The sequence below is a fragment of the Massilia niastensis DSM 21313 genome, from assembly GCF_000382345.1.
GTDB classification, from domain to species: Bacteria; Pseudomonadota; Gammaproteobacteria; order Burkholderiales; family Burkholderiaceae_D; genus Telluria; species Telluria niastensis.
The window spans coordinates 140,665-167,527 of sequence record NZ_KB908078.1; the positions used below are offsets into that span (position 1 = coordinate 140,665).

Consider the following 26,863-nt stretch of genomic DNA (forward strand, 5'->3'; position numbering starts at 1 on the left):
GTCAGGGCCTGGCGTGGCTGGCGAGGCGTTCGTGCAGGTGCGACTTGATGGCGGGCCATTCGGCGCGCAGGATGCTGTACATGACCGTGTCGCGGATCGTGCCGTCGCGCCGTGCGCCGTGGTGGCGGATCACGCCGTCCTTGTGCGCGCCGAGCCGCTCGATGGCGGCCTGCGAGGCGAAGTTCTCGCAGTCGGTGCGCAGGCCCACGACGCCGCAGCCGAGCGTGTCGAAGGCATGCGACAGCAGGATCAGCTTGCAGCTGGTGTTCAGGTGCGAGCGCTGCACCCGCTTGGCATACCAGGTGTAGCCGATTTCGACGCGGTCGATCTCGGGCACGATGTCGTGGTAGCTGGTGCTGCCCAGCACCGTGCCGGAGGCCGCGTCGATCACGGCGAAGGGCTGGCGGTTGCGCATCTCGAGCGCGGCGCCGATGTAGTGCTCCACGTTGTACGGCTCGGGGACGGTGGTCACCCGCAGCTGCCACAGCTCGCCGTCGCTGGCGGCGGCGCGCAGGCCGTCGGCATGGTGCGGCGCCAGCGGCTCCAGGCGCACCCCGTTGAATTCCAGCGTGACGGGCGCGACGCGGATCATCGGTTGGTCCTCGACATGTAGACCAGGCGCTCGAACAGGTGCACGTCCTGCTCGTTCTTCAGCAGGGCGCCGGCCAGCGGCGGCACCACGGCCTTGGCGTCCTGGCTGCGCAGGGCTTCGGCCGGGATGTCCTCGGCCAGCAGCAGCTTGAGCCAGTCGAGGAATTCCGAGGTCGAGGGCTTCTTCTTGATGCCGGGGACGTCGCGCAGCTGGTAGAAGCTCTGCAGCGCGGCGCCCAGCAGTTCCTGCTTGAGCTTGGGGAAGTGGACCTTGACGATGTCGGCCATCGTCTCGCGGTCCGGGAACTTGATGTAGTGGAAGAAGCAGCGGCGCAGGAAGGCGTCGGGCAGCTCCTTCTCGTTGTTCGAGGTGATGATCACCAGCGGGCGGTGTTTGGCCACGACCATCTCGCGCGTCTCGTAGACGTAGAACTCCATGCGGTCCAGTTCGCGCAGCAGGTCGTTCGGGAACTCGATGTCGGCCTTGTCGATTTCGTCGATCAGGAGCACCACCGGCTCGGGCGCGGTGAAGGCCTGCCACAGCACGCCCCTGACGATGTAGTTGTGGATGTCGCGCACGCGCTCGTCGCCCAGCTGCGAATCGCGCAGGCGCGAGACCGCATCGTATTCGTACAGGCCCTGCTGCGCCTTGGTGGTCGACTTCACGTGCCACTGCAGCAGCGGCATGTCCAGCGCCGCGGCCACTTCTTCGGCCAGCATGGTCTTGCCGGTGCCCGGCTCGCCCTTGATCAGGAGCGGGCGGCCGAGCGTGAGCGCGGCGTTCACGGCCAGTTTCAGGTCGGCGGTGGCGACGTAGTTGTCGCTGCCTTCGAAGCGTTGGGAAGCTTGCATACGCGAGATGAAAAGAGAGTGAAATGCCAACGAGTATATGCCAGAACCCGGCCGGTGACGCACCGCACGGTTTATAGACTGACGCCAAGTCTTCGGATAGAATCGACTGGTTGGTAGTCCAATTGCTAACTTTTTGTGCGTTTGCGGTATTCGAATTACAACTAACGAGCCCCACCCATGAAAAACACTTTAGCACTACTGGTGCTGGCCGCGTGCGCCAGCACCGCCGCAGCCGCGGAAGTCGTCGGCAATCCCAAGGCTGCACCGGCCAAGATTGAAATGTGCATCGGCTGCCATGGCATCCCGGGCTACAAGGCGGCCTTCCCCGAGGTCTACCAGGTGCCGATGATCGGCGGCCAGTCCGCCAAGTACATCGAAGCGGCCCTGCACGCGTACAAGAAGGGCGACCGCAAGCATCCGTCGATGCGCGGCATCGCGGCGAGCCTGAGCGACCAGGACATCGCCGACGTGGCAGCCTACTACGCCATGCAGACCCCAGCCACCGTCAAGCGATGAGGACCGCCATGAAAAAACTGATTTCCGCACTGGCCGTCGGCGCGGTCTGCCTGAACGCATCGGCCGCCGACGTCTCGCGCGGCGAGGCGCTGGCCAAGAAGTACAACTGCGCGTCCTGCCATGGCGCCGACTACAGCAAGCCGATCGACCCGAGCTATCCGAAGCTGGCCGGCCAGCACGCCGACTACCTCACCCACGCGCTGCGCGCCTACAAGCGCGGCGCCGGCGCCAACGGCCGCACCAACCCGATCATGGCGGGACAGGTGCAGCCGCTGTCGAACCAGGACATGGCCGATATCGGGGCTTACCTGGCCAGCCTGCCGTCGAACCTGGTGGTCAGCAGGTAGCGACACGCTGCCAGCCCCGGGCTGGTAACATGCGATCCCCTCGGCTGCTGGGCGGCGAGGGGATTTTTCTTTTGTGGTGCGCGCACGCCGCCATCGTCACCCTCAGGACACCAACCCGCACCGCCACGCATTTACCGGAGTTCCCTTGCTTTCCGTCTCACTCACCTACCTCAAGACCAACCTGCTGAGCGGCCTGACCGTCGCCCTGGCCCTGGTCCCGGAGGCGATCGCCTTCGCCCTGGTCGCCCACGTGTCGCCCCTGACCGGCCTGTACGCCGCCGTGCTGGTCGCCTTCATCACCTCCGCCTTCGGCGGCCGCCCCGGCATGATCTCGGCGGCGGCCGGTTCGCTGGCGGTCGTGATGGTGGCGCTGGTGGTGCAGCATGGCGCCCAGTACCTGTTCGCGGCGGTGGTGTTGATGGGCGTGCTGCAGCTCCTGTTCGCGCTGGCCCGGCTGGGCAAGTTCATCCGCATGGTGCCGCACCCGGTCATGCTCGGCTTCGTCAACGGACTGGCGCTGGTGATCTTCATCGCCCAGTTCGGCCACTTCAAGGTCGCCGGTCCCGGCGGCGCGCCGCAATGGATGGACGGCGCCCGGCTGGCCGCCATGCTCGGCGTCGTGGCCGCGACCATGGCGGTGATCTACCTGACGCCGCGCATCACCAGGGCGGTGCCGGCGACCCTGGTCGGCATCCTGGCCACCAGCGCCGGCTGCGCACTGCTGGGCATCGACACCAAGACGGTGGGCGACCTCGGCTCGATCGCGGGCGGCCTGCCGGCGTTCGCGCCGCCCGCCGTGCCGTTCACCCTGGAAACCTTGCGCATCGTGTTCCCGTACGCGCTGGTGATGGCCGGCGTCGGCCTGATCGAGTCGCTGCTGACCCTGACCCTGATCGACGAGATCACCGACACCCGCGGCCAGCCGAACCGCGAATCCATGGCGCTGGGCGCGGCCAATGTCGTCACCGGCCTGTTCGGCGGCATGGGCGGCTGCGCGCTGATCGGCCAGAGCATGATCAACGTGAACAGCGGCGCCACCGGGCGCCTGTCCGGCATCGCCGCGGCGCTGTTCCTGATGGCCTTCATCCTGTTCGGATCGGCGTGGATCGAGGCGATCCCGCTGGCCGCGCTGATCGGGGTGATGTTCGTGGTCTGCGAAAAGACCTTCGAGTGGGGCACCTTCCGCCTGTTCGGCAAGGTGCCGCGCGCCGATGCCTTCGTGGTGGTGCTGGTGGCCGCGATCACGCTGCTGTTCGACCTGGCGGTCGCGGTGCTGGCGGGCGTGGTGGTGTCGGCGCTGGTGTTCGCCTGGCAGCATGCACGCCAGGTAAGGGCGGGAGCCCTGGTCGACGCGCAGGGCTGGAAGGTCTATGACCTGGAAGGGACGCTGTTCTTCGCTTCGGTCACCAACTTCCAGCAGCTGTTCCGTCCCAGGGACGACCCGGAGGATGTGGTGATCGATTTTCGCCGCGCCCGCGTGGCCGACCATTCGGCGATCCAGGCGATCGATGCGCTGGCCGACCGCTATCGCGCGCTGGGCAAGCGCCTGCACCTGCGCCACCTCAGCCCGGACTGCCGCGAGCTGCTGGAGAAGGCGAAAGACATGATCGAGGTGAACCTCCTCGAGGATCCGCGCTACCGGGTCGCCGACGACAAGCTGGCCTGAGCCGGGCGAAGACTCAGGCGAAAGCGCGCCGGCGCACGCACTCGACGTAGGTTTCCGTGTCGGGCGGGGCGCCGTTGCGCTGCGAGGTCCAGATCATCTCGCCCAGGCATTCCATGATCTCGTGGTGCGCATCGTGCTGCCCGCGTTTCGCGACCAGCGCATCGTGGGCGGCGCGGATGCCGCGCGGCTGGTCGATCGAGACCTGCTCGGCGATCGACAGGTGCATCGACAGGTGCAGGAAGGGATTCGGCTGCCCGCCCTCCACCGAGTAGTCGCGTGCGATCGCCGCCTCGACATCCTCGAGCGCGTCGTGGTACTCGGGATGCTGGACGATCCAGTCGGCCGCGATGGCGTCCATCGGGGTCAGGATCTCGCCGTTGCGCTGCTTGCGGTAGGCTTCGCAGAAAAAGCGGCGCACGTCGTGCGAAGACGGTGTGAACATGGGTGGGAGCGTCGGAAAAAGGAGAGAGCCGGCATTGTAGCGCGATGGCGCCCGGCCCGCCCGCCAGGGCATTCCACCGGCATCCTTGCCATGTTGCATGCGGGTGGAGAGTACTGCTGAGTATGTTGGAAACAACAATGTCTTGTACGCGAAACAAGACGATTGACGCAAGGAAGGGCATCCGGCCGCGTGGGCCGGTGCGGGAGGAATGCAAAGGGGAAAGTGGCAGGCCACTTTCCCCTTTTGCTTACTTGTTTGGCAACAGTACCAGCGACTCCGGTGCGCCCGGGGGCGCCGCCAGGGTGGGCGGCTGCACCGTCTTGCTGCCCTGCTGGGCGCGCGGCTGGCGCAGGTAGCGCGCCGTGTGCCGCCGTTCGCCGTGCGCGCCCTTCGGCCAGGTGACGAAACGCGACAGTTCCTGCAAGGCGCGCTGGTAGACGTCACGCTTGAACTCGATCACCACGTCCAGCGGAACCCAGTAGTCGTGCCAGCGCCAGGCGTCGAACTCCGGATGGTCGGTCAGGCGCAGGTTCACGTCGTTGTCGCGCGCCACCATGCGCAACAGGAACCAGATCTGCTTCTGGCCGCGGTAATGTCCGCGGATCTCGCGCTTGATGAAGTGATCGGGCACTTCGTAGCGCAGCCAGTCACGGGTACGTCCCATGATCTTGACGTGCTCCTGGCGCAGGCCGATTTCCTCCTCGAGCTCGCGGTACATCGCCTGTTCCGGCGTCTCACCGTACTTGATACCCCCTTGCGGGAATTGCCACGAGTGCTCGCGCACCCGCTTGCCCCACCACACCTCGTTGTTGGCGTTCAGCAGGATGATGCCGACGTTGGGGCGAAACCCTTCACGATCGAGCATAAGTGCACCTCGAAACTTTCTGCCGGCTCCTGCGTTCCTTATATTTTTACTTACAAACTTGCGCGCCTATGGGGATTCCATGCCGTTTGTGCGGCGGGCGCTGCCTGTGTTCCGGACCCATTTGTAGAAAGATTGGACGCATCAGCCGGCTAATCCTTTAAAATTAAGGTCGATTATAACTCTCTCTTTTTAAAAAGAATTCAACGATATGCGCGCCTCACGATTTTTTATTTCAACTCTTAAAGAAGCGCCTTCCGATGCCGAGATCGTCAGCCACCAGCTGATGATGCGCGCCGGGATGATCAAGCGTCTGGGCTCCGGCATCTACACCTACATGCCGACCGGGCTGCGCATCATCCGCAAGGTAGAGGGCATCATCCGCGAAGAAATGAACCGCGCCGGCGCGATCGAGCTGTTGATGCCGGTCGTGCAGCCGGCCGAACTGTGGCAGGAAACCGGCCGCTGGGACAAGATGGGCCCGGAACTGATGCGCGTCAAGGACCGCCATGGCCGCGACTACGCGATCCAGCCGACGTCCGAGGAAGTCGTGACCGACGTCGTGCGCACCGAGGTGAAGTCCTACCGCCAGCTGCCGATCAACTTCTACCACATCCAGACCAAGTTCCGCGACGAGCGCCGTCCGCGCTTCGGCCTGATGCGCGGCCGCGAATTCACCATGAAGGACGCCTACTCGTTCGACCGCGACGTGGCGGGCATGCAGGCGTCCTACCAGACCATGTTCGACGCCTACGTCCGCATCTTCAGCCGCTTCGGCCTGAAGTTCCGCGCGGTGGCGGCCGACAACGGCGCCATCGGCGGCACCGGCTCGCATGAATTCCACGTCATCGCCAGCACCGGCGAAGACGCGCTGGTGTACTGCCCGAGCTCGGACTACGCGGCCAACATCGAAGCCGCCGAAGCGCTGGCGATCGGCGAACGCGGCGCGGCCACCCAGGCCCTGACCAGGACCCTCACCCCGGGCAAGACCAAGTGCGAGGACGTGGCGGCCTTCCTCGGCCTGGAGCTGGCGAAGAACGTCAAGAGCCTGGCGCTGACCGTCGAGAAGGAAGAAGACGGCAAGCAGGTCAAGGAACACTGGCTGCTGCTGCTGCGCGCCGACCATGAGCTGAACGAGATCAAGGTCTCGAAGGTGCCGGGCCTGGCGACCTTCCGCTTCGCCACCGAAGCCGAGATCCTGGAAGCCTACGGCACCGTGCCGGGCTACCTGGGGCCGATCAACACCAGGCTGCCGGTCAAGGTCGTGGCCGACCGCACCGTGGCCAACATGGCGGACTTCGTCTGCGGCGCCAACGAGCTCGACTACCACTACACCGGCGCCAACTGGGGCCGCGATGTTCCCGAGCCGATCGTTGCCGACCTGCGCAACGTGGTCGAGGGCGACGCTTCGCCGGACGGCAAGGGCGTGCTGGCGATCGAGCGCGGCATCGAGGTGGGCCACGTGTTCCAGCTCGGCACCGCCTATTCGGAAGCGATGGGCGCGACCTACCTGGACGAAGGCGGCAAGCCGGTGGCGCTGCAGATGGGCTGCTACGGCATCGGCGTGACCCGTATCCTGGGCGCGGCGATCGAGCAGAACTTCGACGACAAGGGCATCGTCTGGCCGGACGCGATCGCGCCGTTCGAGATCGTGCTGTGCCCGATGGGCCTGGACCGCAGCGAGATGGTCAAGGAGCAGACCGAGAAGCTGTACGCCGACCTGGTGGCGGCCGGCGTCGACGTGATCGTCGACGACCGCGGCCTGCGTCCGGGCGCGATGTTCGCCGACTGGGAGCTGATCGGTGTGCCGCACCGCGTCGTGATCGGCGAGCGCGGCCTCAAGGAAGGCAACCTGGAATACCAGGGCCGCCGCGACGCCGAGGCCACCAGCGTTCCCGTGGCCGACATGGTCGGCTTCGTCAAGGAAAAGCTGGGCAAGTGAAGCGTTTCAACCTTGCTCCCCTGGTCGGGGGCGTGCTGCTCGCGGCCGGGCTGGGGCTCGGCGGGGCGGCGCAAGCCGGCAACCAGAAGGAAGAAGCACTGGCCGACTCGGTGCGGCTGGCGCTGGCCAACGCCATCGCCGACGCGCGCCCGCCCAAGCCCTCGTTCCGCGACGAGGGCGCGCGCGCGCGTTACCAGCAGTGGTTCGACGAAATGTCGCGCCGCCTGGCGAAGCGCATCCCGGACGGCCAGTCGCGCACCGAATTCCTGGAGACGGTGCACTACGAAGCCACGCGGGCCGGCCTCGATCCGGGGCTGGTGCTGGGGCTGATCCAGGTCGAATCGGCCTACCGCAAGTACGCGATCTCGATCGCCGGCGCGCGCGGCTACATGCAGGTGATGCCGTTCTGGACCAAGGTGATCGGCGACGGCGACCGCCGCCGGCTGTTCCACATGCAGTCCAACCTGCGCTACGGCTGTTCGATCCTGCGCATGTACATCGACATGGAGCGCGGCGACCTGTACCTCGCGCTGGGTCGCTACAACGGCAGCCGGGGCAAGCCGCAGTATCCGAGCGCGGTGCATGCGGCGTGGAAGAAGTGGGAATTCAATCCGGGCATGAGCGCGACCAGCCAGGCCCGCGCGGACAATCCCAAAGCCGCCGTGTCCAGGTCCGGAGGCTGAACCGCCCCTGCCGCGCAATGCCGGCATCCTGTACAAACCCGCAACATATCTATTCAGCCAACTTTCCTGCGGCCGGTGTAGACTTTCCGCTTTCCTCACGAGGTAAGCATGCGACTGACCACTCTCGCCACCGCCACGCTGCTGGCGGCGCTCGCCGGCTGCGCGGCCACGCCGCCCGCATCCGCGCCGCTCAATGCCGGAACCGCCGGCGTCCCCGCCGAGCAGCGCGCCAAAAACATCATCTTCTTCCTCGGCGACGGCATGGGCATCAATACCCTGACCGCCGCGCGCATCTACGCGGTCGGCGAAGAGGGCGAGCTGGCCATCGACCGCCTGCCCGAATCGGCCTTCGTCAAGACCTTCTCGAACGACGCCCAGGTCACCGACAGCGCCGCCTCGATGGCCGCCTACATGACCGGCGTGAAGCACAACAACGGCGTGATCTCGATGACATCGGACACGCGCTCGATCTCCCCCGGCCCTGACGCCAACGGCAACAACCTGGTGAGCCGCTGCGAGAACGGCCAGCCGGTGCCGACCCTGCTCGAACTGGCCAGGCGCCGCGGCATGGCGGCGGGCGTGGTCACCACCACCAGCGTCACCGACGCCACCCCGGCCACCACCTTCTCGCACTTCTGCCACCGCAAGCTGGAGACCGACATCGCGGCCTCGGTGGTGCCGGGCGGCGCCGGCTACAACGCGGCCCTGGGCGCGCGCGGCCTGGACGTGCTGTTCGGCGGCGGCGCGCAATTCTTCACGCCGTTCGCGAACGGCGGCAAGCGCGCCGACAACCGCGACCTGCTGGCCGAACTGGGGCAGCAGGGCGTCAAGGTGGCCCGCGACAGCGCCCAGTTCAAGGCGCTCGCGCCCGGCCAGCCGGCCGTGGCCCTGTTCGCGCCCAACCACCTCGACTACGACGCGCTGCGCCAGCCCGAACGCCAGCCCGGCCTGGACGAGATGACGCGCAAGGCGATCGACCTGCTGGCCCCAAGCCCGAACGGCTTCTTCCTGGTGGTCGAGGGCGGCCTGATCGACCACGCGCTGCACGCCACCCTGGGCAAGCGCGCCCTGCAGGAAACCGTCGCCTACGACGCGGCGCTGCAGGCCGCGATCGAGCGCATGCAGGCGCTCGACCCGGGCCTGAGGAACACCCTGATCGTCGCCACCGCCGACCATGACCACACCCTGCTGCTGAACGGCTACGCGGTCCGCACCGGCAAGACCACGCCAACGAATCCGGGCGTGCTGGGACTGGTGCGCAACCTGGACGGCTCACCGAAGCTCGACAAGGACGGCATGCCGTTCACGATCATCGGCTTCGGCACCGGCGAAAACCGCCATGCCGGCAACCGCGCGCAAAAGGGGCCGCTGACCGACGAGATCGTAACGCGCGACGACTACCACCAGGAAGCGGTGGTGCGCACCCGCACCGGGGCCGAGACCCACGGCGGCGCCGACGTCTACCTGGGCGCGGCGGGCGCGGGATCGGAGCTGTTCCGCGGGACCATCGACAACACCCGCGTGTTCAGCCTGATCAAGACCGCCGCCGGATTGTAGAACGCCACCAGGAGCCAACATGACCATGAAACGACTCTCGCCGCTGCTGCTGGCCGCCTGCTGCGCAGTCGGCGCCAACGCCGGCGCCGCGCCGCAGGCGAAGAACATCATTTTCTTCCTCGGTGACGGCATGGGCCCGACCACCATCACCGCCGCGCGCATCTACAAGGGAGGCGAGGAAGGCCTGCTCAACTTCGAGCGCTTCGAGCGCACCGCGCGCATCAAGACCTATTCGAACGATTTCCAGACCACCGACAGCGCGCCGTCGATGGGTGCCTACATGACCGGCATCAAGATCAACAACGACGTGATCTCGATGAAGGACGCGCGCGCCCTCGAACCCGGCAAGGCGGGCATCGACCTGTGCGGCAGCGGCAACGGCGCGGCCAGCCCCACCATCCTGGAACTGGCGAAGGCGCGCGGCAAGGCGGTCGGCGCGGTCACTACCACCGAGCTGACCCACGCCACGCCGGCATCGACCTTCTCGCACGTGTGCCACCGCGACGCGGTCTACACGATCGCGCAGCAGATCGTGCCGGGCGGCGCCGGCTACAACGCGGCGCTGGGCGACGGCGTCGACGTCCTGATGGGAGGAGGGCGCGATCACTTCACGCCGCGCGACGCCACCCGCAATCCGCAGGGCCGGCCCGACGGGCGCGACCTGATGGCGGAATTCGCGGCGCAGGGCTACTTCGTGGCCGCGACCAGGGCGGACATGCAGTCGGCGCGGGTCGGCCGCAAGTTCGTCGGCATCTACAGCGCCACCAGTCACCTCGATTATTCGCGCGCGCGCCGGCCCGAGCAGCCGTCGCTGGCCGAAATGACGGCCAAGTCGATCGAGCTGCTGGCCAGGGATCCGGACGGCTTCTTCCTGATGGTCGAGGGCGGCAAGATCGACCACGCGCTGCACGACACCAGGGCCAGGGACGCGCTGGCCGAGACGGTGGCCTTCGACGAGGCGATCCATACCGCGGTGGAACGCATGCGCGCCATCGATCCGGGGCTGGAGAACACCCTGATCGTGGTGACGGCGGACCATGACCACACCATGGTCATGAACGGCTATCCGAAGCGCGGCAGCCCGGTGCTGGACGTGGTGCGCGACTATGCGACCGGCCAGCCGAAGAAGGACGCCGACGGCAAGACCTTCACCACCCTCGTCTTCGGCAACGGCGCCAACCGGCCGGATGTCAGGGCGGACGTGGACAGCGCCACCGCCCTGGGCGACGACTACCGGCAGGAAGCCGGCGTGCGCGCGCCGTATGAATCGCACGGGGGCGGGGATGTGAAGCTGTTCGCGATCGGGGCGGGATCGGCGCCGTTCAAGGGGACGATCGAGAACACGCAGGTGTTCCACCTGATGAAGGCGGCGTTCGGGTTTTGATGCCGCCGCTGTTATCGGGATCGGGAAGAATGCCGCCGGCATTGTTTCCCCCCGGGTTCGCCGATCCGCTGCAAACCCGGACGCCAGACATTATTAGTAACTAATAATCGATAACCCATAAAACAAAAGGCCCCGGGATTAACCGGGGCCTTCCAGCTCGGGGCTTTAACAGCCGGCCAATGCTTATTTCAGGTGATCCGAAATGAGTTTGGTCATTTCGAACATCGATACCTGCGCTTTGCCGCCAAAGACAGCTTTCAGCTTGTCGTCGGCATTGATCATGCGGCGGTTTTCTGCATCCTGCAGATTCGATTTCTTGATGTAGTCCCAGACCTTCTTGGTCACTTCGGTACGTGGCAGCGGCTTGTCGCCAACGACTGCGGCCAGGGTAGCGGACGGGGTCATTTCTTTCATGAAAGCGGCGTTCGGCTTGCGAGCGGCGGCGGGCTTGGCGGCTGCCTTCGGTGCTGCTTTTGCTGGAGCTGCTGCCTTCTTTGCTGCGGGCTTGGCCGCTGCAGCCGGCTTGGCAGCGGCTTTCTTGGCTGGCGCTGCAGGGGATTTTTTGGCTGTTGCCATCTTCGAGCCTCCTAAAACGAACACATGGAAAATTGCGCAATTTATCGCACGGCTTATATTGGTGGCGTTTTACTGTTCGTGCAAGTCCTTTTCGAAACTTTTTCACTCTTATAAGCCCCAAAATGCGCCCTATCGCATCCAGCAACGCGCCGGAGCGAGAAAACGCCGACAAACGGCGAAAAAAAACCGCGTGAAGCAGGACTTCACGCGGTCTGCGCCCGGAGGCGAATCGATTAACGGGAACCTTAACGCATACCTGGCATCATGCCCTTCATCCCGCGCATCATCTTCATCAGTCCGCCGCCTTTGAGCTTCTTCATCATGGTCTGCATCTGGTCGTACTGCGTCAGCATGCGGTTCACTTCCTGCACCTGCACGCCGGCGCCGGCCGCGATGCGGCGCTTGCGGTTGGCCTTGATCAGTTCGGGCTTGGCGCGTTCGGCCGGCGTCATCGAGTCGATGATGCCGACCATGCGCCGCACCTGCTTCTCGGCCTGGTCCATGTTGGCGCCCGATGCGGCCTGCTGGAACTGGGCCGGCAGCTTGTCGAGCAGGCCGGCCATGCCGCCCATTTTCTTCATCTGGGTCAGCTGCGACTTGAAGTCGTTCATGTCGAAACGGCCGCCGACCTTGATCTTGTTGGCCAGTTCGGCCGCCGCTTCGGCGTCCACGCCCTTGCGCGCTTCCTCGACCAGGGCCAGGATGTCGCCCATGCCCAGCACGCGGTTGGCCATGCGCGCCGGGTCGAAGGCTTCCAGGCCGTCCAGTTTTTCGGACACGCCGGCGAACTTGATCGGCTTTCCGGTCACGTGGCGCACCGACAGCGCGGCGCCGCCGCGCGAGTCGCCATCGAGCTTGGTCAGCACGATGCCGGTCAGCGGCAGCGCGTCGTTGAAGGCCTTGGCGGTGTTGATCGCGTCCTGGCCCAGCATGGCGTCGACCACGAACAGGGTCTCGACCGGCTTGACGGCGCCGTGCACCGCGGCGATCTCCTGCATCATCGCCTCGTCGATGCCCAGGCGGCCGGCGGTGTCGATGATCAGGACGTCATGGTAGTGCTTCTTGGCCCAGTCCAGCGCGTTGCGGGCGATGTCGACCGGCTTGTCGCTGGAGGTGGTCGGGAAGAAGTCGGCGCCGACCTGCCTGGTCACCGATTCCAGCTGCGCGATCGCGGCCGGACGGTAGACGTCGGCCGACACGGTCAGCACTTTTTTCTTCTTCTGTTCCTTGAGGTACTTGGCCAGCTTGCCGACCGTGGTGGTTTTACCCACGCCCTGCAGGCCGGCCATCAGGATGATCGCCGGCGGCTGCTGGGCGAACGAGAGCTGGGACGCTTCCGGACCGAGGTCGGCGCCCATCAGGGCGGCCAGCTCGCGCTGGACCACGCCGACCAGGGCCTGGCCGGGGCTGAGCGAGCCGATGACTTCTTCGCCCAGCGCTTTTTCCTTCACTTTGGCGATGAATTCGCGCACTGCCGGCAGCGCCACGTCCGCCTCGAGCAGGGCCATGCGCACTTCGCGCAGCATCTCGGCGGTGTTGGACTCGGTCAGGCGAGCCTCGCCGCGCATCGTCTTGACGACTTTGGCAAGGCGTTGGGTCAGGTTATCTAGCATGTTCTACCTATCTACCTAATATATAAGGCTATACGGCGGGATTCGATCAAACCGCCATTTTACCTTGTGCAAGGGCTCGCCGTTCGTGCCGCAGGCAGCGTTAGCGTTTTTTTTGAGCAGTTGTTTTGTTTTCAATCAGAAGCTGTGATGGTCGTGTTTGACACAGCTCGCCTTGCAATCTTGTGTTGCAGTATAGCCTTTTCTCCATAGCATTTTTCGCATGCGCGCACCGGGCCCGGCGGCAGCTCCGGTTCACCCCGCATCATGGAGATCGAGATGACCAAGGCATTCGGCAAGACCCTCGTCGCACTATTCCTGCTGGCCGCGGCGGGCGTCCGGGCCCAGGAAGTGGTGCGGCTCGGGAACCTCAAGCTCGCGCACTTCGGCGCGGTGTCGTATATCAAGGAGATCGCCCCGGGCTGCGGCATCAGGGTCGAGGAACGGGTGTTCGCCAAGGGGCTCGACGTGATGCAGGCCATCATCGCGGGCGAGCTGGATGTCGGCGCCACCGCGTCCGAGGCGGCCATCTCCGGCCGTGCCGGCGGCGCGCCGATCTACATCGTGGCCGGATTCGCAAAGGGCGGGGCGCGCCTGGTCGGCCGTCCGGACCTGCCCTTGAAGTCGGTGGCCGACCTGAAAGGGCGGCGCGTGGGCGTCACGCGCGGCGCGATCCAGGAAGTGCTGCTGCAGGCGGAGCTGCAGCGGGCGGGGCTCACGGCCTCCGAGTACCCGGGCAAGGACGTGCGCCTGCTCTTCCTTTCCTATCCGGACCTGAACGGGGCGCTGCTCGGCAAGGAGATCGACGCCATGATGCAGTCCGAGCCGCAGTCCTCGCAGGCGATCAACAAGGGCTTCGGACGCGAGATCATGAAGCCCTACGGCACGCCGATCGGCGCGCCGGTGCGCACGATGGTGATGACGGAGGCCTTCTACGGCAAGCGGCGTCCGGCCGCCGACAAGTTCATGCGCTGCTTCGTGCAGGCGACCAGGAGCTTCATCGAGAATCCCGCGCAGGCCGAGAAGTACGTGCGCGAGAATCTGTTCAAGAACCAGATCTCGGGCCAGGACTTCCGCGACGCGATCGGCAATTCGCCCTATTCCTACGACATCACGCCCGAGCACATCCAGGTCACGACCGACATCATGGTCAGGACCGGCGTCGGGCGCATGGCCAGGCCGCCGCTGGCGAAGGACTGGGTCCGGCTCGACCTGCTGGACGCGGCCAAGAGGAGCCTGCATGTCCAGTGAACGCCGCGTGGGGCGCCGCGGACGGCGGCGCTTCCGGGGCCGGGCCGCGGTCGGCCTGGTGGCGCCGGTGCTGGCCATCGCGCTCTGGCAGTGGGTGGCGGCGATGGGCTGGGTCAATCCGCAGGTGCTGCCGGCGCCGCTCGACGTGTGGCGCAAATGGGTCGCCTACCTGCTGCCCCTGGCGCCCTACGAGAGCCATGCCGAAGGCGGCTGGCTGTCGTGGGCGCTGTCGGGCGAGCTGCCGGTCGATACCATCGCCAGCCTGTACCGGGTGGCGCTGGGCTTCGGGATCGGCGCCGGCCTGGCGCTGCCGCTCGGACTGGCGATGGGCGCCAGCCCCGCCGTGCATGCCTGGGTCAACCCGCTGGTCCAGGTCCTGCGGCCGATCCCGCCGATCGCCTACATCCCGCTGGCGATCCTGTGGTTCGGCCTGGGCAATCCGCCGGCCGTGTTCCTGATCGCGCTCGGCGCCTTCTTCCCGGTCCTGATGAACACCATCGCCGGGGTGCGCCAGGTCGACGGCATCTACCTGCGCGCCGCGCGCAACCTCGGCGCCGGCGGCGCGACCCTGTTCCTGCGCGTGATCCTGCCGGCCGCCGTGCCCTCCATCCTGTCGGGCGCGCGGATCGGCATCGGCACCGCCTTCATCGTCGTGATCGTGTCCGAGATGATCGCGGTGAACAACGGCCTGGGCTACCGCATCCTGGAAGCGCGCGAGTACTTCTGGTCCGACAAGATCATCGCCGGCATGGCCAGCATCGGCCTGCTCGGCCTGGCGATCGACATCGGCATGAACCGCCTGAACAACCATCTGCTGCGCTGGCACCGCGGCCTGGAGCACTGAGCATGCAAGCACCGCATATCTCCATCGAGCGCGTGAACAAGGTATTCGAGAGCGATTGCCGCACGGTGGCGGCGCTGCAGGACATCAGCCTGGACATCCCGCACGGCCAGTTCACCTGCCTGCTCGGGCCGTCCGGCTGCGGCAAGTCGACCCTGCTCAATGCGGTGGCCGGCTTCGCGCCGCCCAGCAGCGGCGCGATCATGGTGGATGGCCGGCCGGTGGCGGCCCCCGGTCCCGAGCGCGGCATGGTGTTCCAGGAATATGCGCTGTTCCCCTGGATGACGGTCGAGAAGAACGTCGCCTTCGGCCTCGAGATCAAGGGCCTGCCGGCGGCGCAGGTCGGCGCCACCGTCGACCGGCTGCTGAAGATGCTTTCCCTGGGCGACTTCCGCCAGCGCTATCCGAAGGACCTGTCGGGCGGGATGCGCCAGCGGGTCGCGATCGCGCGCGTGCTGGCGCTGGATTCGCCGATCATGCTGATGGACGAGCCATTCGGCGCGCTCGACGCGCTCACCCGGCGCAACCTGCAGGACGAACTGCTGCGCATCTGGGCCGGGCTGGAGAAGACCATCCTGTTCGTCACCCACAGCATCGAGGAAGCGATCTACCTGGCCGACCGCATCGTCGTGATGACCTACCGGCCGGGCACCATCAAGCGCGACCTGCTGGTCGAGATCCCGCGCATGCGCGATCCGGCGGCGCCGGCATTCAATGCGCTCAAGCGCGAACTGGGCATGCTGGTGATGGAAGAGCAGCAGCGCCATCACAACGACGAGTTGCGCATGGCGGCGCTCGACTGAACGCCGGGAAAGGGCGGGGGCCTTGCCCCCGGCCTCTCCCGATGGTGTAGACTTCCATTATGCAGAACACCCTTTTTGTCGCCGCGGCTCTCCTTTACGCGGTCTGCGCCCTGCTGCCATCGCGCCGGGGCGCTGTCATTTCCGCCGTCACCGCCGTGGCCTGGGTGACGCACGGGGCCGCGCTCGGCCTGGACGTGGTCATGCCGGGCCGGCTGCGTGTCGGTTTTGCCATCATGCTATCGTCCGCGCTGTGGGTCTCGGTGGCCGCCTACTGGATCGAGAACCGCAATTTCGCGCTGGACGGCCTGCGCCGCCTGGTGATGCCGTTCGCCTTCGGCGCCGCGCTGCTGCCGATGCTGTTCCCGGGCAGCCTGATGCCGCTGGCCGGCAAGTCGCCCGCCTTCGCCTGGCACATCGCGGTCGCGGTGCTGGCCTACAGCACCCTGACGATCGCCGCCTTCCACGCCGTCCTGATGGCGCTGCAGGAAGCGCGGCTGCATACCCGCACCGCCTCGCGCGGCTGGTTCGGCTCGGCGCTGGACCAGCTGCCGGCCCTGCTGACCATGGAAAAGCTGCTGTTCCGCGTGATCTGGATCGGCTTCGTGCTGCTCAGCCTCACCGTGCTGTCGGGGATCGTGTTCTCCGAACAGGTGTTCGACCGTCCGCTGCTGCTGGACCACAAGAGCGTGTTCGCGCTGCTCTCCTGGGCGCTGTTCGCGGCGCTGCTGGCCGGGCGCAAATGGCAGGGCTGGCGCGGCAAGACCGCGCTGCGCTTCACGCTGGCGGGATTCGCCACCCTGGCGCTGGCCTACGTCGGCAGCCGCTTCGTGATGGAAGTCGTCCTGCACCGGGGGGTGGCATGACCCGTATCCTGTTCTGGATCGCCCTGATCGTGCTGGTCGTGATGGCCGTGCGCAGCAAGCTGAAGGCCGCCGCCCGGCGCAGCCAGATGGCGCCGCCGCCGCAACAGCCTTCGGCGCCCGCCGGCGAGATCGAGGCCATGACCCAATGCGCCCATTGCGGCATGTATTTCCCCGCCTCGGAGGCGGTGCGCGCCGACGGCCTCGACTACTGTTCGCCAGGCCACGTGCGCCTGCCGCCACAGTAAGCCGATGGCGGCCTGGAAGGCGCTGTCGGCCGGGGCGCGCGACACGCTCTGGCGTTCGCTGCAGACGTTCACCATCACCCGCATCGTCATCGCGCTGGTGCTGCTGCTGTATCTCGGCGTCGATATCGAGAGCGGCCGCATCAGGGCCGATCCCGTGAATGCCGAGACCTGCTTCGCGTATGCCGTGCTGGCGCTGCTGTTCGCGGTCGTCGCGGCGCGCTGGCGGCGCCGCTTCCTGGTGCAGCTGGGCGCGCAGATCGCCGCCGACCTGGCCGCCATCTCGCTGCTGTACCTGGCCGCGGGCGGCATGCGCAGCGGCCTGGGCATCCTGTACCTGTTCCCGCTGGCCGGCGCGGCGATCCTCGCGCCGCTGCTGCTGGCGCTGTTCTCGGCCTCGATCGCGACCCTGTTCCTGCTCGGCCAGAGCGTCTGGCAGATGCTGTTCCAGCAGCGCGACCCGCTGCTGATGCAGGCCGGGATGTACGGCGCCGCCTTCTTCGCCGCGGTGCTGATGGTGAACCGGCTGGCCGCGCGCCTGCTCGGCCAGGAGGAACTGGCGGCGCAGCGCGGCACCGACCTGCGCATCCAGCAGACCATCAACCAGATCGTGATCGCGGACGTCGGCGACGGCATCCTGGTGGTCGACGACGAGGGGCGGGTCTTCACCGGCAACCCGGCGGCGCGCCGCATGCTCGGGCTGGAATGCGAGGCCGCGGACTTCCGCCTGGGCGACGCGCCGGCCTTCGAGCCGGTGGCCCAGGCCTTCGCCGCCTGGCTGGACGCGCCGGGGCAGGGGGCGGCCTTCGTCACCGTCAAGCCCTACCGCGAAGGGGACGGCGCCGGCACCGTGCGCGGACGGCGCGACCAGCCGGTGCACCTGAAGCTGCGCTTCGCGCGGGTCGACACCCCGAACGGCTCGAAAGGACGCAGCGTGGCGTTCATGCAGGACGTGAGCGCGATCGAGAACCAGGCCCAGCAGCTGAAACTGGCGTCGATGGGGCGCCTGACCGCCAGCATCGCGCACGAGGTGCGCAACCCGCTGTCGGCGATCGGCCATGCGACCGCCCTGCTGGCCGAGGACCTGCACGGCCCGGCCGAAGTGCGCCTGTTGAAGATCGTGGGCGACAACGTGACGCGCGTGAACCGCATGGTGGAAGACATCCTGCAGCTGTCGCGCAAGGCCCAGCCGAACGGCAAGCCGGTGCCCCTGGGCGCCTTCCTGGCCGAGCTGAAGGCCGAATTCTGCGAGATCCACGGCCTGGCCGGTGATATAGTCTGGCTGGGCGATGCGGGCCAGGCCTCGGTGCGGTTCGACCCGCTGCACCTGCACGAAGTGCTGCTCAACCTGCTCAACAACGCGGTGCGCTACGCCAGCCGCAAGCCGGCCAGCATCCGGATCTTCCCGGCCAGCGACGCCGCCGGGCGCATCGAGCTGCACGTGCAGGACGACGGTCCCGGCATCACGCCCGAAGTGCGCGCCCACCTGTTCGAGCCGTTCTACACGACCTCGAGCAAGGGGACCGGCCTGGGCCTGTACCTGGCGCGCGAGCTGTGCCTGAACAACGATGCGAAACTCGATTATGAATACCGGTTCGACCCGGCCGCGATGGGACCGCGCAAGGCCAGCGGCCGCTTCGTGATCGCGCTCGCCCAGCCTTCCCAGCCGGCCTGAGTCGAGCGGAAACCACAGCGAGAACAAGAGAACATCATGACCTCACCCCGCATCCTGGTGCTCGACGACGAAGCCGACCTGCGCGAACTGCTCGAGATCACGCTGCTCAAGATGGGCCTGGACGTCGACAGCGCCGCCACCCTGCGCGAGGCACGCGCCCTGTTCGCGGAGCGCGACTACGCCCTGGTCCTGACCGACATGCGCCTGCCCGACGGACTCGGGCTGGAACTGGTGCGCGAGATCGGCGCCTCCGGCAAGGGCACGCCGGTGGCCGTCATCACCGCCTTCGGCAGCGCCGAGAACGCCGTGGTGGCGCTGAAGGCCGGCGCCTTCGACTACATCGCCAAGCCGGTGGCGCTCGATGCGCTGCGGCTGATGGTGCGCTCGGCGCTGAAACTGTCCGAAGCCGGCGCCGCCCGGTCCGACGGGCCGGGGACCGCCTCGCGCCTGATCGGCAGCTCGCCGGCGATGCAGGCGCTGCGCGCCCAGATCGCGCGCCTGGCGCGCTCGATGGCGCCGATCTCGATCACCGGCGAATCCGGCAGCGGCAAGGAACTGGCCGCGCGCGAGATCCACGCCCAGAGTTCGCGCGCCGCCAGGCCCTTCGTGGCGGTGAACTGCGGCGCGATTCCGGAAACCCTGATGGAGGCCGAGTTCTTCGGCTACCGCAAGGGCGCCTTCACCGGCGCCGCCGACGAGCGCGACGGCTTCTTCCAGGCGGCCGACGGCGGCACCCTGATGCTCGACGAAGTGGCCGACCTGCCGCTGGCGATGCAGGTCAAGCTGCTGCGCGCGATCCAGGAACGGCGGGTGCGCAAGATCGGCGCCACCGTCGAGGAGCCGGTCGACGTGCGCATCATCAGCGCGACCCACCAGGACCTGGCGCGCTGCGTCGAGACCGGCAAGTTCCGGCAAGACCTGTTCTACCGCCTGAACGTGATCGAGCTGGCGCTGCCGCCGCTGCGCGAGCGGCTGGACGATGTGCAGATGCTGGCCGACGGGATCCTGGCGCGCCTGGCCGGCCCGGGCAAGGCCTCGCTCGGCCCCGGGGTCCTGGCGGCGCTGCGCGCCTATTCCTTCCCCGGCAACGTGCGCGAGCTGGAAAACGTGCTGGAGCGCGCGCTGGCCTTCGCCAACGATGGCGTGATCGAAGTGGGCGACCTGTCGCTGAAGGCCGCGCGGCCGCAGGAAGCGGGCGTGCGCGAACCGGTCGCGCCGCCGGCGGCGCCCGCGCTGCCGCCCGCGCCCGAAGCGCCGCCGCCGCTGCCGGCCGCGGCTCCGGCGAGCGCGCCGCTGCAGTCGGGGCAGGCGGGGCTGGGCCCCGCCGAACTGCCGGGCAACCTGCCCGAATACCTGGCCCAGGTCGAGCGCGACATCATCCAGCGCGCGCTGCAGCAGACCCAGTTCAACCGGACCCAGGCCGCCAGCCTGCTCGGGATCAGCGTGCGCCAGCTGCGCTACCAGATGCAGAAACTCGAGATCAGCGCGCCGGACGATTGAGGCGCCGCCAGCCCTGCTGCTCGCCGCTCCGGTTGCCGTACGGATATTGTTATCTTGAGGTAATTTATATAGTGCAAAATGCACTTCCGTAGTGCAACCATGCACTCAGGTGATTACCCGTTAGGCAGAGGATTTTTCCGATGTTAGTGCTTGCTCACCGTGCACTCCCCATCATTTGGAGAACGCTGAAAAGTCAAGACTGCACGCATTGAAATTCATCAAAAAATGGAAATTTATTCACTTGCCCCGAGCGCAAAGCAGGTACTACAATTAGTCTCATCTCAAGACCGGACACTAGATATAGTGGTAGTAGACTAAAGGCAACTAGGTCTCCCGGTTGTCGGCAGCACAAGCTTCCGACGTGAACATGGACGTATCCTTACCCTGCATATCTGGTTTGCCAGCTTTGGTCACCGGCTGGCAGGGTATCGTTTTGCTTTTTAATTTGTTAACGGACCGCACAACGGTCCTGGTGAACATAAAGCGGCGGCGCGACCGCCCATCCTGGAGGCTCAATGCAAACAGCACAAGACATCTCGATCAATCCGCACGTCACCCCAGGAGCGGCGGTTGGTGGGCAGACGCCTGCCGACATCGTCGCGCGCGGTGACTACCGTGTCATCCGCCGTAACGGCGCCGTGGTCGCGTTCGAACCGAACAAGATCTCGGTCGCGATGACCAAGGCCTTCCTCGCCGTCGCCGGCGGGCAGGGCGCCGTCTCGGCCCGCATCCGCGAGCTGGTGGAACAGCTGACCAACAACGTCGTGGCCGCGCTGGTGCGCCGCCAGCCGAATGGCGGCACCTTCCACATCGAAGACGTGCAGGACCAGGTCGAGCTGTCGCTGATGCGTTCGGGCGAACACGATGTCGCGCGCGAATACGTGCTGTACCGCGCCAAGCGCATGGAAGAGCGCCGCGCGGCCAAGGAAGCCGCCGGCGGCGCCCCAATCGTCGCACCGCAGATCCACGTGGTCGACGGCGGCGAACGCCGCCCGCTGGACCTGAACGCCGTGTCGAGCCTGATCAACGCCGCCTGCACCGGCCTGGAAAAGCATGTCGACGCCGACGCGATCGCCGCCGAGACCATGAAGAACCTGTACGACGGCGTGCCGGTCGAAGAGCTGCACAAGTCCGCCATCCTGGCTGCCCGCGCGCTGATGGAGAAGGACCCGGCCTACAGCCAGGTGACCGCACGCATCCTGCTGCACACCATCCGCAAGGAAGTCTTCGGCCGCGAAGTGCCGCAAGCCGGCGCCGCCGCCGAGTACATCACCTACTTCCCGCAATACATCGCCAAGGGCATCCAGGCCGAGCTGCTGGACGAGGAACTGGGCAAGTACGACCTCGAGCGCCTGGCCAAGGCCATCGTCGCCGACCGTGACCTGCAGTTCGGCTACATCGGGCTGCAGACCCTGTACGACCGCTACTTCCTGCACGTGCGCGACGTGCGCATCGAGATGCCGCAGGCCTTCTACATGCGCGTCGCGATGGGCCTGGCCCTGCGCGAAGCGGACCGCGAAGCGCGCGCCATCGAGTTCTACAACCTGCTGTCGAGCTTCGACTTCATGAGCTCGACCCCGACCCTGTTCAACTCGGGCACCCGCCGCTCGCAGCTGTCCTCGTGCTACCTGACCACCGTCGGCGACGACCTGGAAGGCATCTACGACGCAATCAAGGAAAACGCGCTGCTGTCGAAGTTCGCCGGCGGCCTGGGCAACGACTGGACCCCGGTGCGCGCGCTCGGCTCGCGCATCAAGGGCACCAACGGCCGCTCGCAGGGCGTGGTGCCGTTCCTGAAGGTGGTCAACGACACCGCCGTGGCGGTCAACCAGGGCGGCAAGCGCAAGGGCGCGGTCTGCGCCTACCTGGAAACCTGGCACCTGGACATCGAGGAGTTCCTCGACCTGCGCAAGAACACCGGAGACGACCGCCGCCGCACCCACGACATGAACACCGCGAACTGGATTCCCGACCTGTTCATGAAGCGCGTGATGGAAAAGGGCAGCTGGACCCTGTTCTCGCCGTCGGAAACCCCGGACCTGCACGACCTGGTCGGCAAGGCCTTCGAGCAGGCCTACGTGGCGTACGAAGCCAAGGCCGAGCGCGGCGAAATGACCGTGTTCAAGAAGATCGAAGCGCTCGACCTGTGGCGCAAGATGCTGTCGATGCTGTTCGAGACCGGCCACCCATGGATCACCTTCAAGGATCCGTGCAACATCCGTTCGCCGCAGCAGCACGTGGGCGTGGTGCACTCGTCGAACCTGTGCACCGAGATCACGCTGAACACCAACGCCGACGAGATCGCCGTCTGCAACCTGGGCTCGGTGAACCTGCCGCAGCACATGAAGGGCGATGGCCTGGACCACGTCAAGCTGCAGAAGACCATCCGCACCGCGATGCGCATGCTCGACAACGTCATCGACATCAACTACTACGCCGTGGAAAAGGCGCGCAACTCGAACATGCGCCACCGCCCGGTGGGCATGGGCATCATGGGTCACCAGGACTGCCTGCACATGATGCGCGTGCCGTTCGCCTCGGACAAGGCGGTGGAATTCGCCGACCGTTCGATGGAAGCCGTCTGCTACTACGCCTACCTGGCCTCGACCGAGCTGGCGGAAGAGCGCGGCCGCTACGACACCTACGCCGGTTCGCTGTGGGACCGCGGCATCCTGCCGCAGGACTCGATCAAGCTGCTGGCGGAAGAGCGCGGCGGCTACCTGGAGCAGGACCTGTCCGAGAACATGGACTGGAGCCTGGTGCGCGAGCGCATCAAGCAGTTCGGCATGCGTAACTCGAACTGCGTGGCGATCGCCCCGACCGCGACGATCTCGAACATCATCGGCGTGTCGGCCTGCATCGAGCCGACCTTCCAGAACCTGTACGTGAAGTCGAACCTGTCGGGCGAATTCACCGAGATCAACTCCTACCTGGTGCGCGACCTGAAGGCGCGCGACCTGTGGGACGAAGTGATGATCGCCGACCTGAAGTACTTCGACGGCTCGCTCTCGAAGATCGACCGTGTGCCGCAGGACCTGCGCGACATCTACGCCACCGCGTTCGAAGTCGAGCCGAAGTGGCTGGTGGAAGCCGCCTCGCGCCGCCAGAAGTGGATCGACCAGGCCCAGTCGCTGAACATCTACATGGCCGGCGCCTCGGGCAAGAAGCTGGACGAGACCTACAAGCTGGCATGGCTGCGCGGCCTGAAGACCACCTACTACCTGCGCACCATCGCGGCGACCCACATGGAGAAGTCGACCACCCGCACCGGCGCGCTGAACGCGGTGCCGGTCTCGGGCGGCCTGCAGGCCGGCCATGCCGCGCCGGCAGCGAACGCCCCGGTGGCAGCCGCTCCGGCAGCCGCGCCGGAAGTGGTGGACGGCGCCGCCTGCTACCTGCGTCCGGGCGACGCCGGCTTCGACGAGTGCGAAGCCTGCCAGTAATAAATAAGGTGCAAGCTGGCTGACACGCCCGCTTGCACCGTCAACTGCAAGACCGTCGTTCGCCAGCCAACCGCTGGCGCTTGCGTTCCCACCGGAACCGACGATTGCCAATGAATACTTACGGCCCCATCCAACGAAGGAGGCCACGAAAGAAGGAATACACCATGCTCTCCTGGGACGACGAACCCACCAGCGCGCCCGCCGCGCCCGCACCGCAACCGCATGCCAACCCGGAAGGCGCTCCCGCCGCCGAGGTGGCCAAGCGCGTCAACGCCGACGACAAGCGCATCATCAACGGCCAGACCGACGTCAACCAGCTGGTGCCGTTCAAGTACAAGTGGGCCTGGGACAAATACCTGGCCGGCTGCGCCAACCACTGGATGCCGCAGGAAGTGAACATGCAGCGCGACATCGAGCTGTGGAAGAACCCGAACGGCCTGACCGAGGACGAGCGCCGCCTGGTCAAGCGCAACCTGGGCTTCTTCGTGACCGCCGACTCGCTGGCCGCGAACAACATCGTGCTGGGCACCTACCGCCACATCACCGCCCCTGAATGCCGCCAGTACCTGCTGCGCCAGGCCTTCGAGGAAGCGATCCACACCCACGCCTACCAGTACATCGTCGAATCGCTGGGCCTGGACGAGCGCGAGATCTTCAACGCCTACAACGAGATCGAATCGATCCACGACAAGGACCAGTTCCTGATCCCGTTCATCGACGTCCTGACCGACCCCGATTTCAAGACTGGTACGACCGAAAACGACCAGAAGCTGCTGAAGTCGATCATCGTCTTCGCCTGCCTGATGGAAGGCCTGTTCTTCTACGTCGGCTTCACCCAGATCCTGGCGCTCGGCCGCCAAAATAAAATGACCGGCGCCGCCGAGCAGTACCAGTACATCCTGCGCGACGAGTCGATGCACGTGAACTTCGGCATCGACCTGATCAACACGATCAAGATGGAAAACCCGATGCTGTGGACGCCGGAATTCCGCGACGAGATCAAGCAGCTGTTCCTGAAAGCCGTCGAACTGGAATACCGCTACGCCGAAGACACCATGCCGCGCGGCGTGCTGGGCCTGAACGCCCCGATGTTCAAGGGCTACCTGCGCTTCATCGCCAACCGCCGCGCCGTGCAGATCGGCCTCGATCCGCTGTTCCCGAACGAGGAAAACCCGTTCCCGTGGATGAGCGAGATGATCGACCTGAAGAAAGAGCGCAACTTCTTCGAGACCCGCGTGACCGAGTACCAGACCGGCGGTACGCTGAGCTGGGACTAAGTCCGCCATCGGCGCCGGCGCCACCCCGCACCAGGGGACGCCGGCCATCGGGGCCGCACACCGGACGCCATCCCTGGTCCGGCTTGCGGCCCTTTTTGTTTCCTGTCACCACGTCCACCGGTGCGCACCGACGAGTTGTCCTATGATGACGGCTTATCAAGCCCATCAGGAGAACCCCTTGCACGCCAAGACCCTGTCGCTGCATGCCCTCATGCTCGCCAGCCTGGCAGCGCTATCCGCTGCCCACGCCGCGCCCGTCACCGGCCGCACCACCTTCCAGAACAACTGCGCCAGCTGCCACAGCGTCGATCCGACCCTCTCTCCGCTGGCCGGTCCGGGCCTGTTCCGCGTCCTCGGCCGCAAGGCGGCATCAAGCCCCGGCTTCAATTATTCGGCGGCGCTGACCCAGGCCAGCGCCGCCGGCAAGGCCTGGACCCGCGCCGAGCTGGATGCCTTCCTGGCCAATCCGGCCAGGGCGGTGCCCGGCACCACGATGCCGGTCGGCGTGCCGGACAAGAAGACGCGGGCGGCGCTGATCGACTACCTCGCTAGCCTGCAAGGGCCGCTCGCCGCCGCGCCGGCGCAGGCGGCCGGCGCGGCGCCGCTCGAGCGCGGCGGCGCCTGGGACGAGAGCCAGCCCGGCAGGATCCACCACATCAAGGCGAGCGACATGGCGGCGCCGTTCGCGACCGCCAGCGCCGGCAACGGCCCGCGCGTCGAGGCGCGCCCGAACGGCAGCCTGCCGGTGGTCCCGGGCGGCTTCACAGTCGGCGTGTTCGCGCATGACGCCGACAAGCCGCGCCTGCCGCTGCGCGCGCCGAACGGCGACCTCTTCCTGGCCGCCACGAGCAAGGGCGAGATCAAGGTGCTGCGTTCGAAGAACGGCCAGGCAGCCGAGACGGCCGAGGTGTTCGCCAGCGGCCTGGCCCGTCCCTACGGCATGGCGTTCTGGCCCTCCGGCGCCGATCCGCAATACCTGTACGTCGCCAACATCAACACGATCGTGCGCATCCCCTACCGCAACGGCGACCTGAAGGCGCGCGCCGCACCCGAGGTCGTGGTGCCGCACCTGTCCGACACCAGCGGCGGCCACACCACCCGCACCCTGGTCTTCTCGCAGGACGACAAGGCGATGCTGCTGTCGATCGGCTCGGCCACCAACGTCGCCACCGAGATCGGCCCCAAGCCGCCCGAGCCGCTGGCGCAATGGGAAGCGCGCCACGGCCTGGGCGCGAGCTGGGGCGTGGAAACCGACCGCGCCACCGTCATGGCCTTCGATCCGGACGGGCGCAACCGCCGCACCTGGGCCACCGGCCTGCGCAACTGCGTCGGCCTGCTGGTCTACCCCGGCACCGGCGACGTGATGTGCACCGTCAACGAGCGCGACGCGCTGGGCGACAACCTGCCGCCCGACTACCTGACCCGCGTGAAGCAGGGCGGCTTCTACGGCTGGCCGTGGTACTACATCGGCGACCACGAGGATCCGCGCCTGCAGGGCCAGCGCCCCGACCTGAAGGGCAAGGCCATCGTCCCGGACGTGCTGCTGCAGGCCCACTCGGCGCCGCTCGGCATGGCGGTCTACCACGCGCCGAAGGGCGCAGCGAACGCCTTCCCGCAGGAGTACGAGGGCGACGTCTTCGTGGCCCTGCACGGTTCCTGGAACCGCGGGGTGCGCACCGGCTACAAGGTGGTGCGCGTCTTCATGAAGGATGGCGCGCCGACCGGGCGCTACCAGGACTTCATGACCGGCATGGTGCTGAGCGACCGTGAGGTCTGGGGCCGTCCGGCCGGCGTGGCGGTCGCCGCCGACGGCGCGCTGCTGGTGGTGGACGACGCCGGCGGCGTGGTCTGGCGCGTCGCGCCTCGGCGCTGACGGGGCGCGGCGGGGCGCCGGCGCCACGCTCGCGCCATCGCGCCGGAAGCGGCGATATGATTTGCAT

Annotated in this window: 23 protein-coding genes; 17 read left to right on the forward strand and 6 right to left on the reverse strand. The window is 66.8% G+C overall.

The window, feature by feature from the left end; translation table 11 throughout:
* Position 1 precedes the first annotated feature (1 nt).
* Entirely contained in the window at positions 2-592 is a 591-nt protein-coding gene (locus H162_RS0102975) for a GNAT family N-acetyltransferase (RefSeq protein WP_020651958.1), read from the reverse strand.
* Positions 589-1,443 (reverse strand): AAA family ATPase, encoded by an 855-nt coding sequence (locus H162_RS0102980; RefSeq protein WP_020651959.1) that lies wholly within the window; start codon positions 1,441-1,443, stop codon positions 589-591. Before H162_RS0102980 ends, H162_RS0102975 begins: the two co-directional genes overlap by 4 nt.
* A gap of 177 nt (positions 1,444-1,620) precedes the next feature.
* Between H162_RS0102980 and H162_RS34955 the strand changes: the two genes are divergently transcribed.
* The 3 genes from H162_RS34955 (at position 1,621) to H162_RS0102995 (ending at position 3,972) form a co-directional block, all read left to right on the forward strand.
* The gene (locus tag H162_RS34955; RefSeq protein ID WP_026354155.1) at positions 1,621-1,959 is read left to right on the forward strand and encodes a c-type cytochrome; all 339 of its coding nucleotides are present in this window, start codon (positions 1,621-1,623) and stop codon (positions 1,957-1,959) included.
* Positions 1,960-1,967: 8 nt separating this feature from the next.
* Positions 1,968-2,306: a c-type cytochrome gene (locus tag H162_RS34960; RefSeq protein ID WP_020651961.1), complete on the forward strand. Its 339-nt coding sequence runs from the start codon at positions 1,968-1,970 to the stop codon at positions 2,304-2,306.
* 145 nt (positions 2,307-2,451) lie between these two features.
* Positions 2,452-3,972 (forward strand): SulP family inorganic anion transporter, encoded by a 1,521-nt coding sequence (locus H162_RS0102995; RefSeq protein WP_020651962.1) that lies wholly within the window; start codon positions 2,452-2,454, stop codon positions 3,970-3,972.
* Positions 3,973-3,985: 13 nt separating this feature from the next.
* On the opposite strand, the gene H162_RS0103000 is transcribed toward H162_RS0102995, so the two are convergent.
* Entirely contained in the window at positions 3,986-4,414 is a 429-nt protein-coding gene (locus H162_RS0103000; protein WP_020651963.1) for a DUF1841 family protein, read from the reverse strand.
* A 247-nt stretch (positions 4,415-4,661) separates the two neighbouring features.
* Complete coding sequence (locus tag H162_RS0103005; RefSeq protein ID WP_020651964.1) at positions 4,662-5,279, reverse strand: RNA pyrophosphohydrolase; 618 nt, start codon at positions 5,277-5,279, stop codon at positions 4,662-4,664.
* A gap of 208 nt (positions 5,280-5,487) precedes the next feature.
* Between H162_RS0103005 and H162_RS0103010 the strand changes: the two genes are divergently transcribed.
* From H162_RS0103010 to H162_RS0103025, 4 genes are all read left to right on the forward strand, one after another.
* A complete protein-coding gene (locus H162_RS0103010) occupies positions 5,488-7,218 on the forward strand; it encodes a proline--tRNA ligase (RefSeq protein WP_026354156.1) in 1,731 nt (576 codons plus the stop codon).
* On the forward strand, positions 7,215-7,901 hold the full coding sequence (locus H162_RS0103015; RefSeq protein WP_020651966.1) for a lytic transglycosylase domain-containing protein: 687 nt from the start codon (positions 7,215-7,217) through the stop codon (positions 7,899-7,901). Before H162_RS0103010 ends, H162_RS0103015 begins: the two co-directional genes overlap by 4 nt.
* A 108-nt stretch (positions 7,902-8,009) precedes the next feature.
* Positions 8,010-9,458 (forward strand): alkaline phosphatase, encoded by a 1,449-nt coding sequence (locus tag H162_RS0103020; RefSeq protein ID WP_020651967.1) that lies wholly within the window; start codon positions 8,010-8,012, stop codon positions 9,456-9,458.
* Between the two features lie 19 nt (positions 9,459-9,477).
* Complete coding sequence (locus H162_RS0103025) at positions 9,478-10,842, forward strand: alkaline phosphatase (RefSeq protein ID WP_020651968.1); 1,365 nt, start codon at positions 9,478-9,480, stop codon at positions 10,840-10,842.
* A 183-nt stretch (positions 10,843-11,025) separates the two neighbouring features.
* On the opposite strand, the gene H162_RS33040 is transcribed toward H162_RS0103025, so the two are convergent.
* The gene (locus H162_RS33040; protein ID WP_026354157.1) at positions 11,026-11,418 is read right to left on the reverse strand and encodes an SWIB/MDM2 domain-containing protein; all 393 of its coding nucleotides are present in this window, start codon (positions 11,416-11,418) and stop codon (positions 11,026-11,028) included.
* A gap of 245 nt (positions 11,419-11,663) precedes the next feature.
* Entirely contained in the window at positions 11,664-13,031 is a 1,368-nt protein-coding gene (gene ffh / locus H162_RS0103035; RefSeq protein ID WP_026354158.1) for a signal recognition particle protein, read from the reverse strand.
* A 276-nt stretch (positions 13,032-13,307) separates the two neighbouring features.
* On the opposite strand from ffh, the gene H162_RS0103040 reads away from it, so the two are divergent.
* The 10 genes from H162_RS0103040 to H162_RS29980 all read left to right on the forward strand — a co-directional run bounded on the left by H162_RS0103040 (position 13,308) and on the right by H162_RS29980 (position 26,796).
* A complete protein-coding gene (locus H162_RS0103040) occupies positions 13,308-14,279 on the forward strand; it encodes an ABC transporter substrate-binding protein (RefSeq protein ID WP_020651971.1) in 972 nt (323 codons plus the stop codon).
* Positions 14,269-15,123 (forward strand): ABC transporter permease, encoded by an 855-nt coding sequence (locus H162_RS0103045; RefSeq protein ID WP_020651972.1) that lies wholly within the window; start codon positions 14,269-14,271, stop codon positions 15,121-15,123. Before H162_RS0103040 ends, H162_RS0103045 begins: the two co-directional genes overlap by 11 nt.
* A gap of 2 nt (positions 15,124-15,125) precedes the next feature.
* A complete protein-coding gene (locus tag H162_RS0103050; RefSeq protein ID WP_020651973.1) occupies positions 15,126-15,923 on the forward strand; it encodes an ABC transporter ATP-binding protein in 798 nt (265 codons plus the stop codon).
* Between the two features lie 59 nt (positions 15,924-15,982).
* The gene (locus H162_RS0103055; RefSeq protein ID WP_020651974.1) at positions 15,983-16,786 is read left to right on the forward strand and encodes a cytochrome C assembly family protein; all 804 of its coding nucleotides are present in this window, start codon (positions 15,983-15,985) and stop codon (positions 16,784-16,786) included.
* Positions 16,783-17,031 (forward strand): PP0621 family protein, encoded by a 249-nt coding sequence (locus H162_RS0103060; protein ID WP_020651975.1) that lies wholly within the window; start codon positions 16,783-16,785, stop codon positions 17,029-17,031. The genes H162_RS0103055 and H162_RS0103060 overlap by 4 nt, the downstream gene beginning before the upstream one ends.
* A gap of 4 nt (positions 17,032-17,035) precedes the next feature.
* Positions 17,036-18,703, forward strand: coding sequence for a two-component system sensor histidine kinase NtrB (locus tag H162_RS0103065; protein ID WP_020651976.1), 1,668 nt, complete (start codon positions 17,036-17,038; stop codon positions 18,701-18,703).
* 36 nt (positions 18,704-18,739) lie between these two features.
* On the forward strand, positions 18,740-20,203 hold the full coding sequence (locus H162_RS0103070; RefSeq protein WP_020651977.1) for a sigma-54-dependent transcriptional regulator: 1,464 nt from the start codon (positions 18,740-18,742) through the stop codon (positions 20,201-20,203).
* A gap of 515 nt (positions 20,204-20,718) precedes the next feature.
* Entirely contained in the window at positions 20,719-23,646 is a 2,928-nt protein-coding gene (locus H162_RS0103075; protein ID WP_026354160.1) for a ribonucleoside-diphosphate reductase subunit alpha, read from the forward strand.
* A gap of 164 nt (positions 23,647-23,810) precedes the next feature.
* Positions 23,811-24,923, forward strand: coding sequence for a ribonucleotide-diphosphate reductase subunit beta (locus H162_RS0103080; RefSeq protein WP_020651979.1), 1,113 nt, complete (start codon positions 23,811-23,813; stop codon positions 24,921-24,923).
* Between the two features lie 178 nt (positions 24,924-25,101).
* Positions 25,102-26,796 carry a PQQ-dependent sugar dehydrogenase gene (locus tag H162_RS29980; protein ID WP_020651980.1) on the forward strand — a complete coding sequence of 565 codons (1,695 nt, stop codon included), beginning with the start codon at positions 25,102-25,104 and terminating at the stop codon, positions 26,794-26,796.
* Positions 26,797-26,863: the final 67 nt, after the last annotated feature.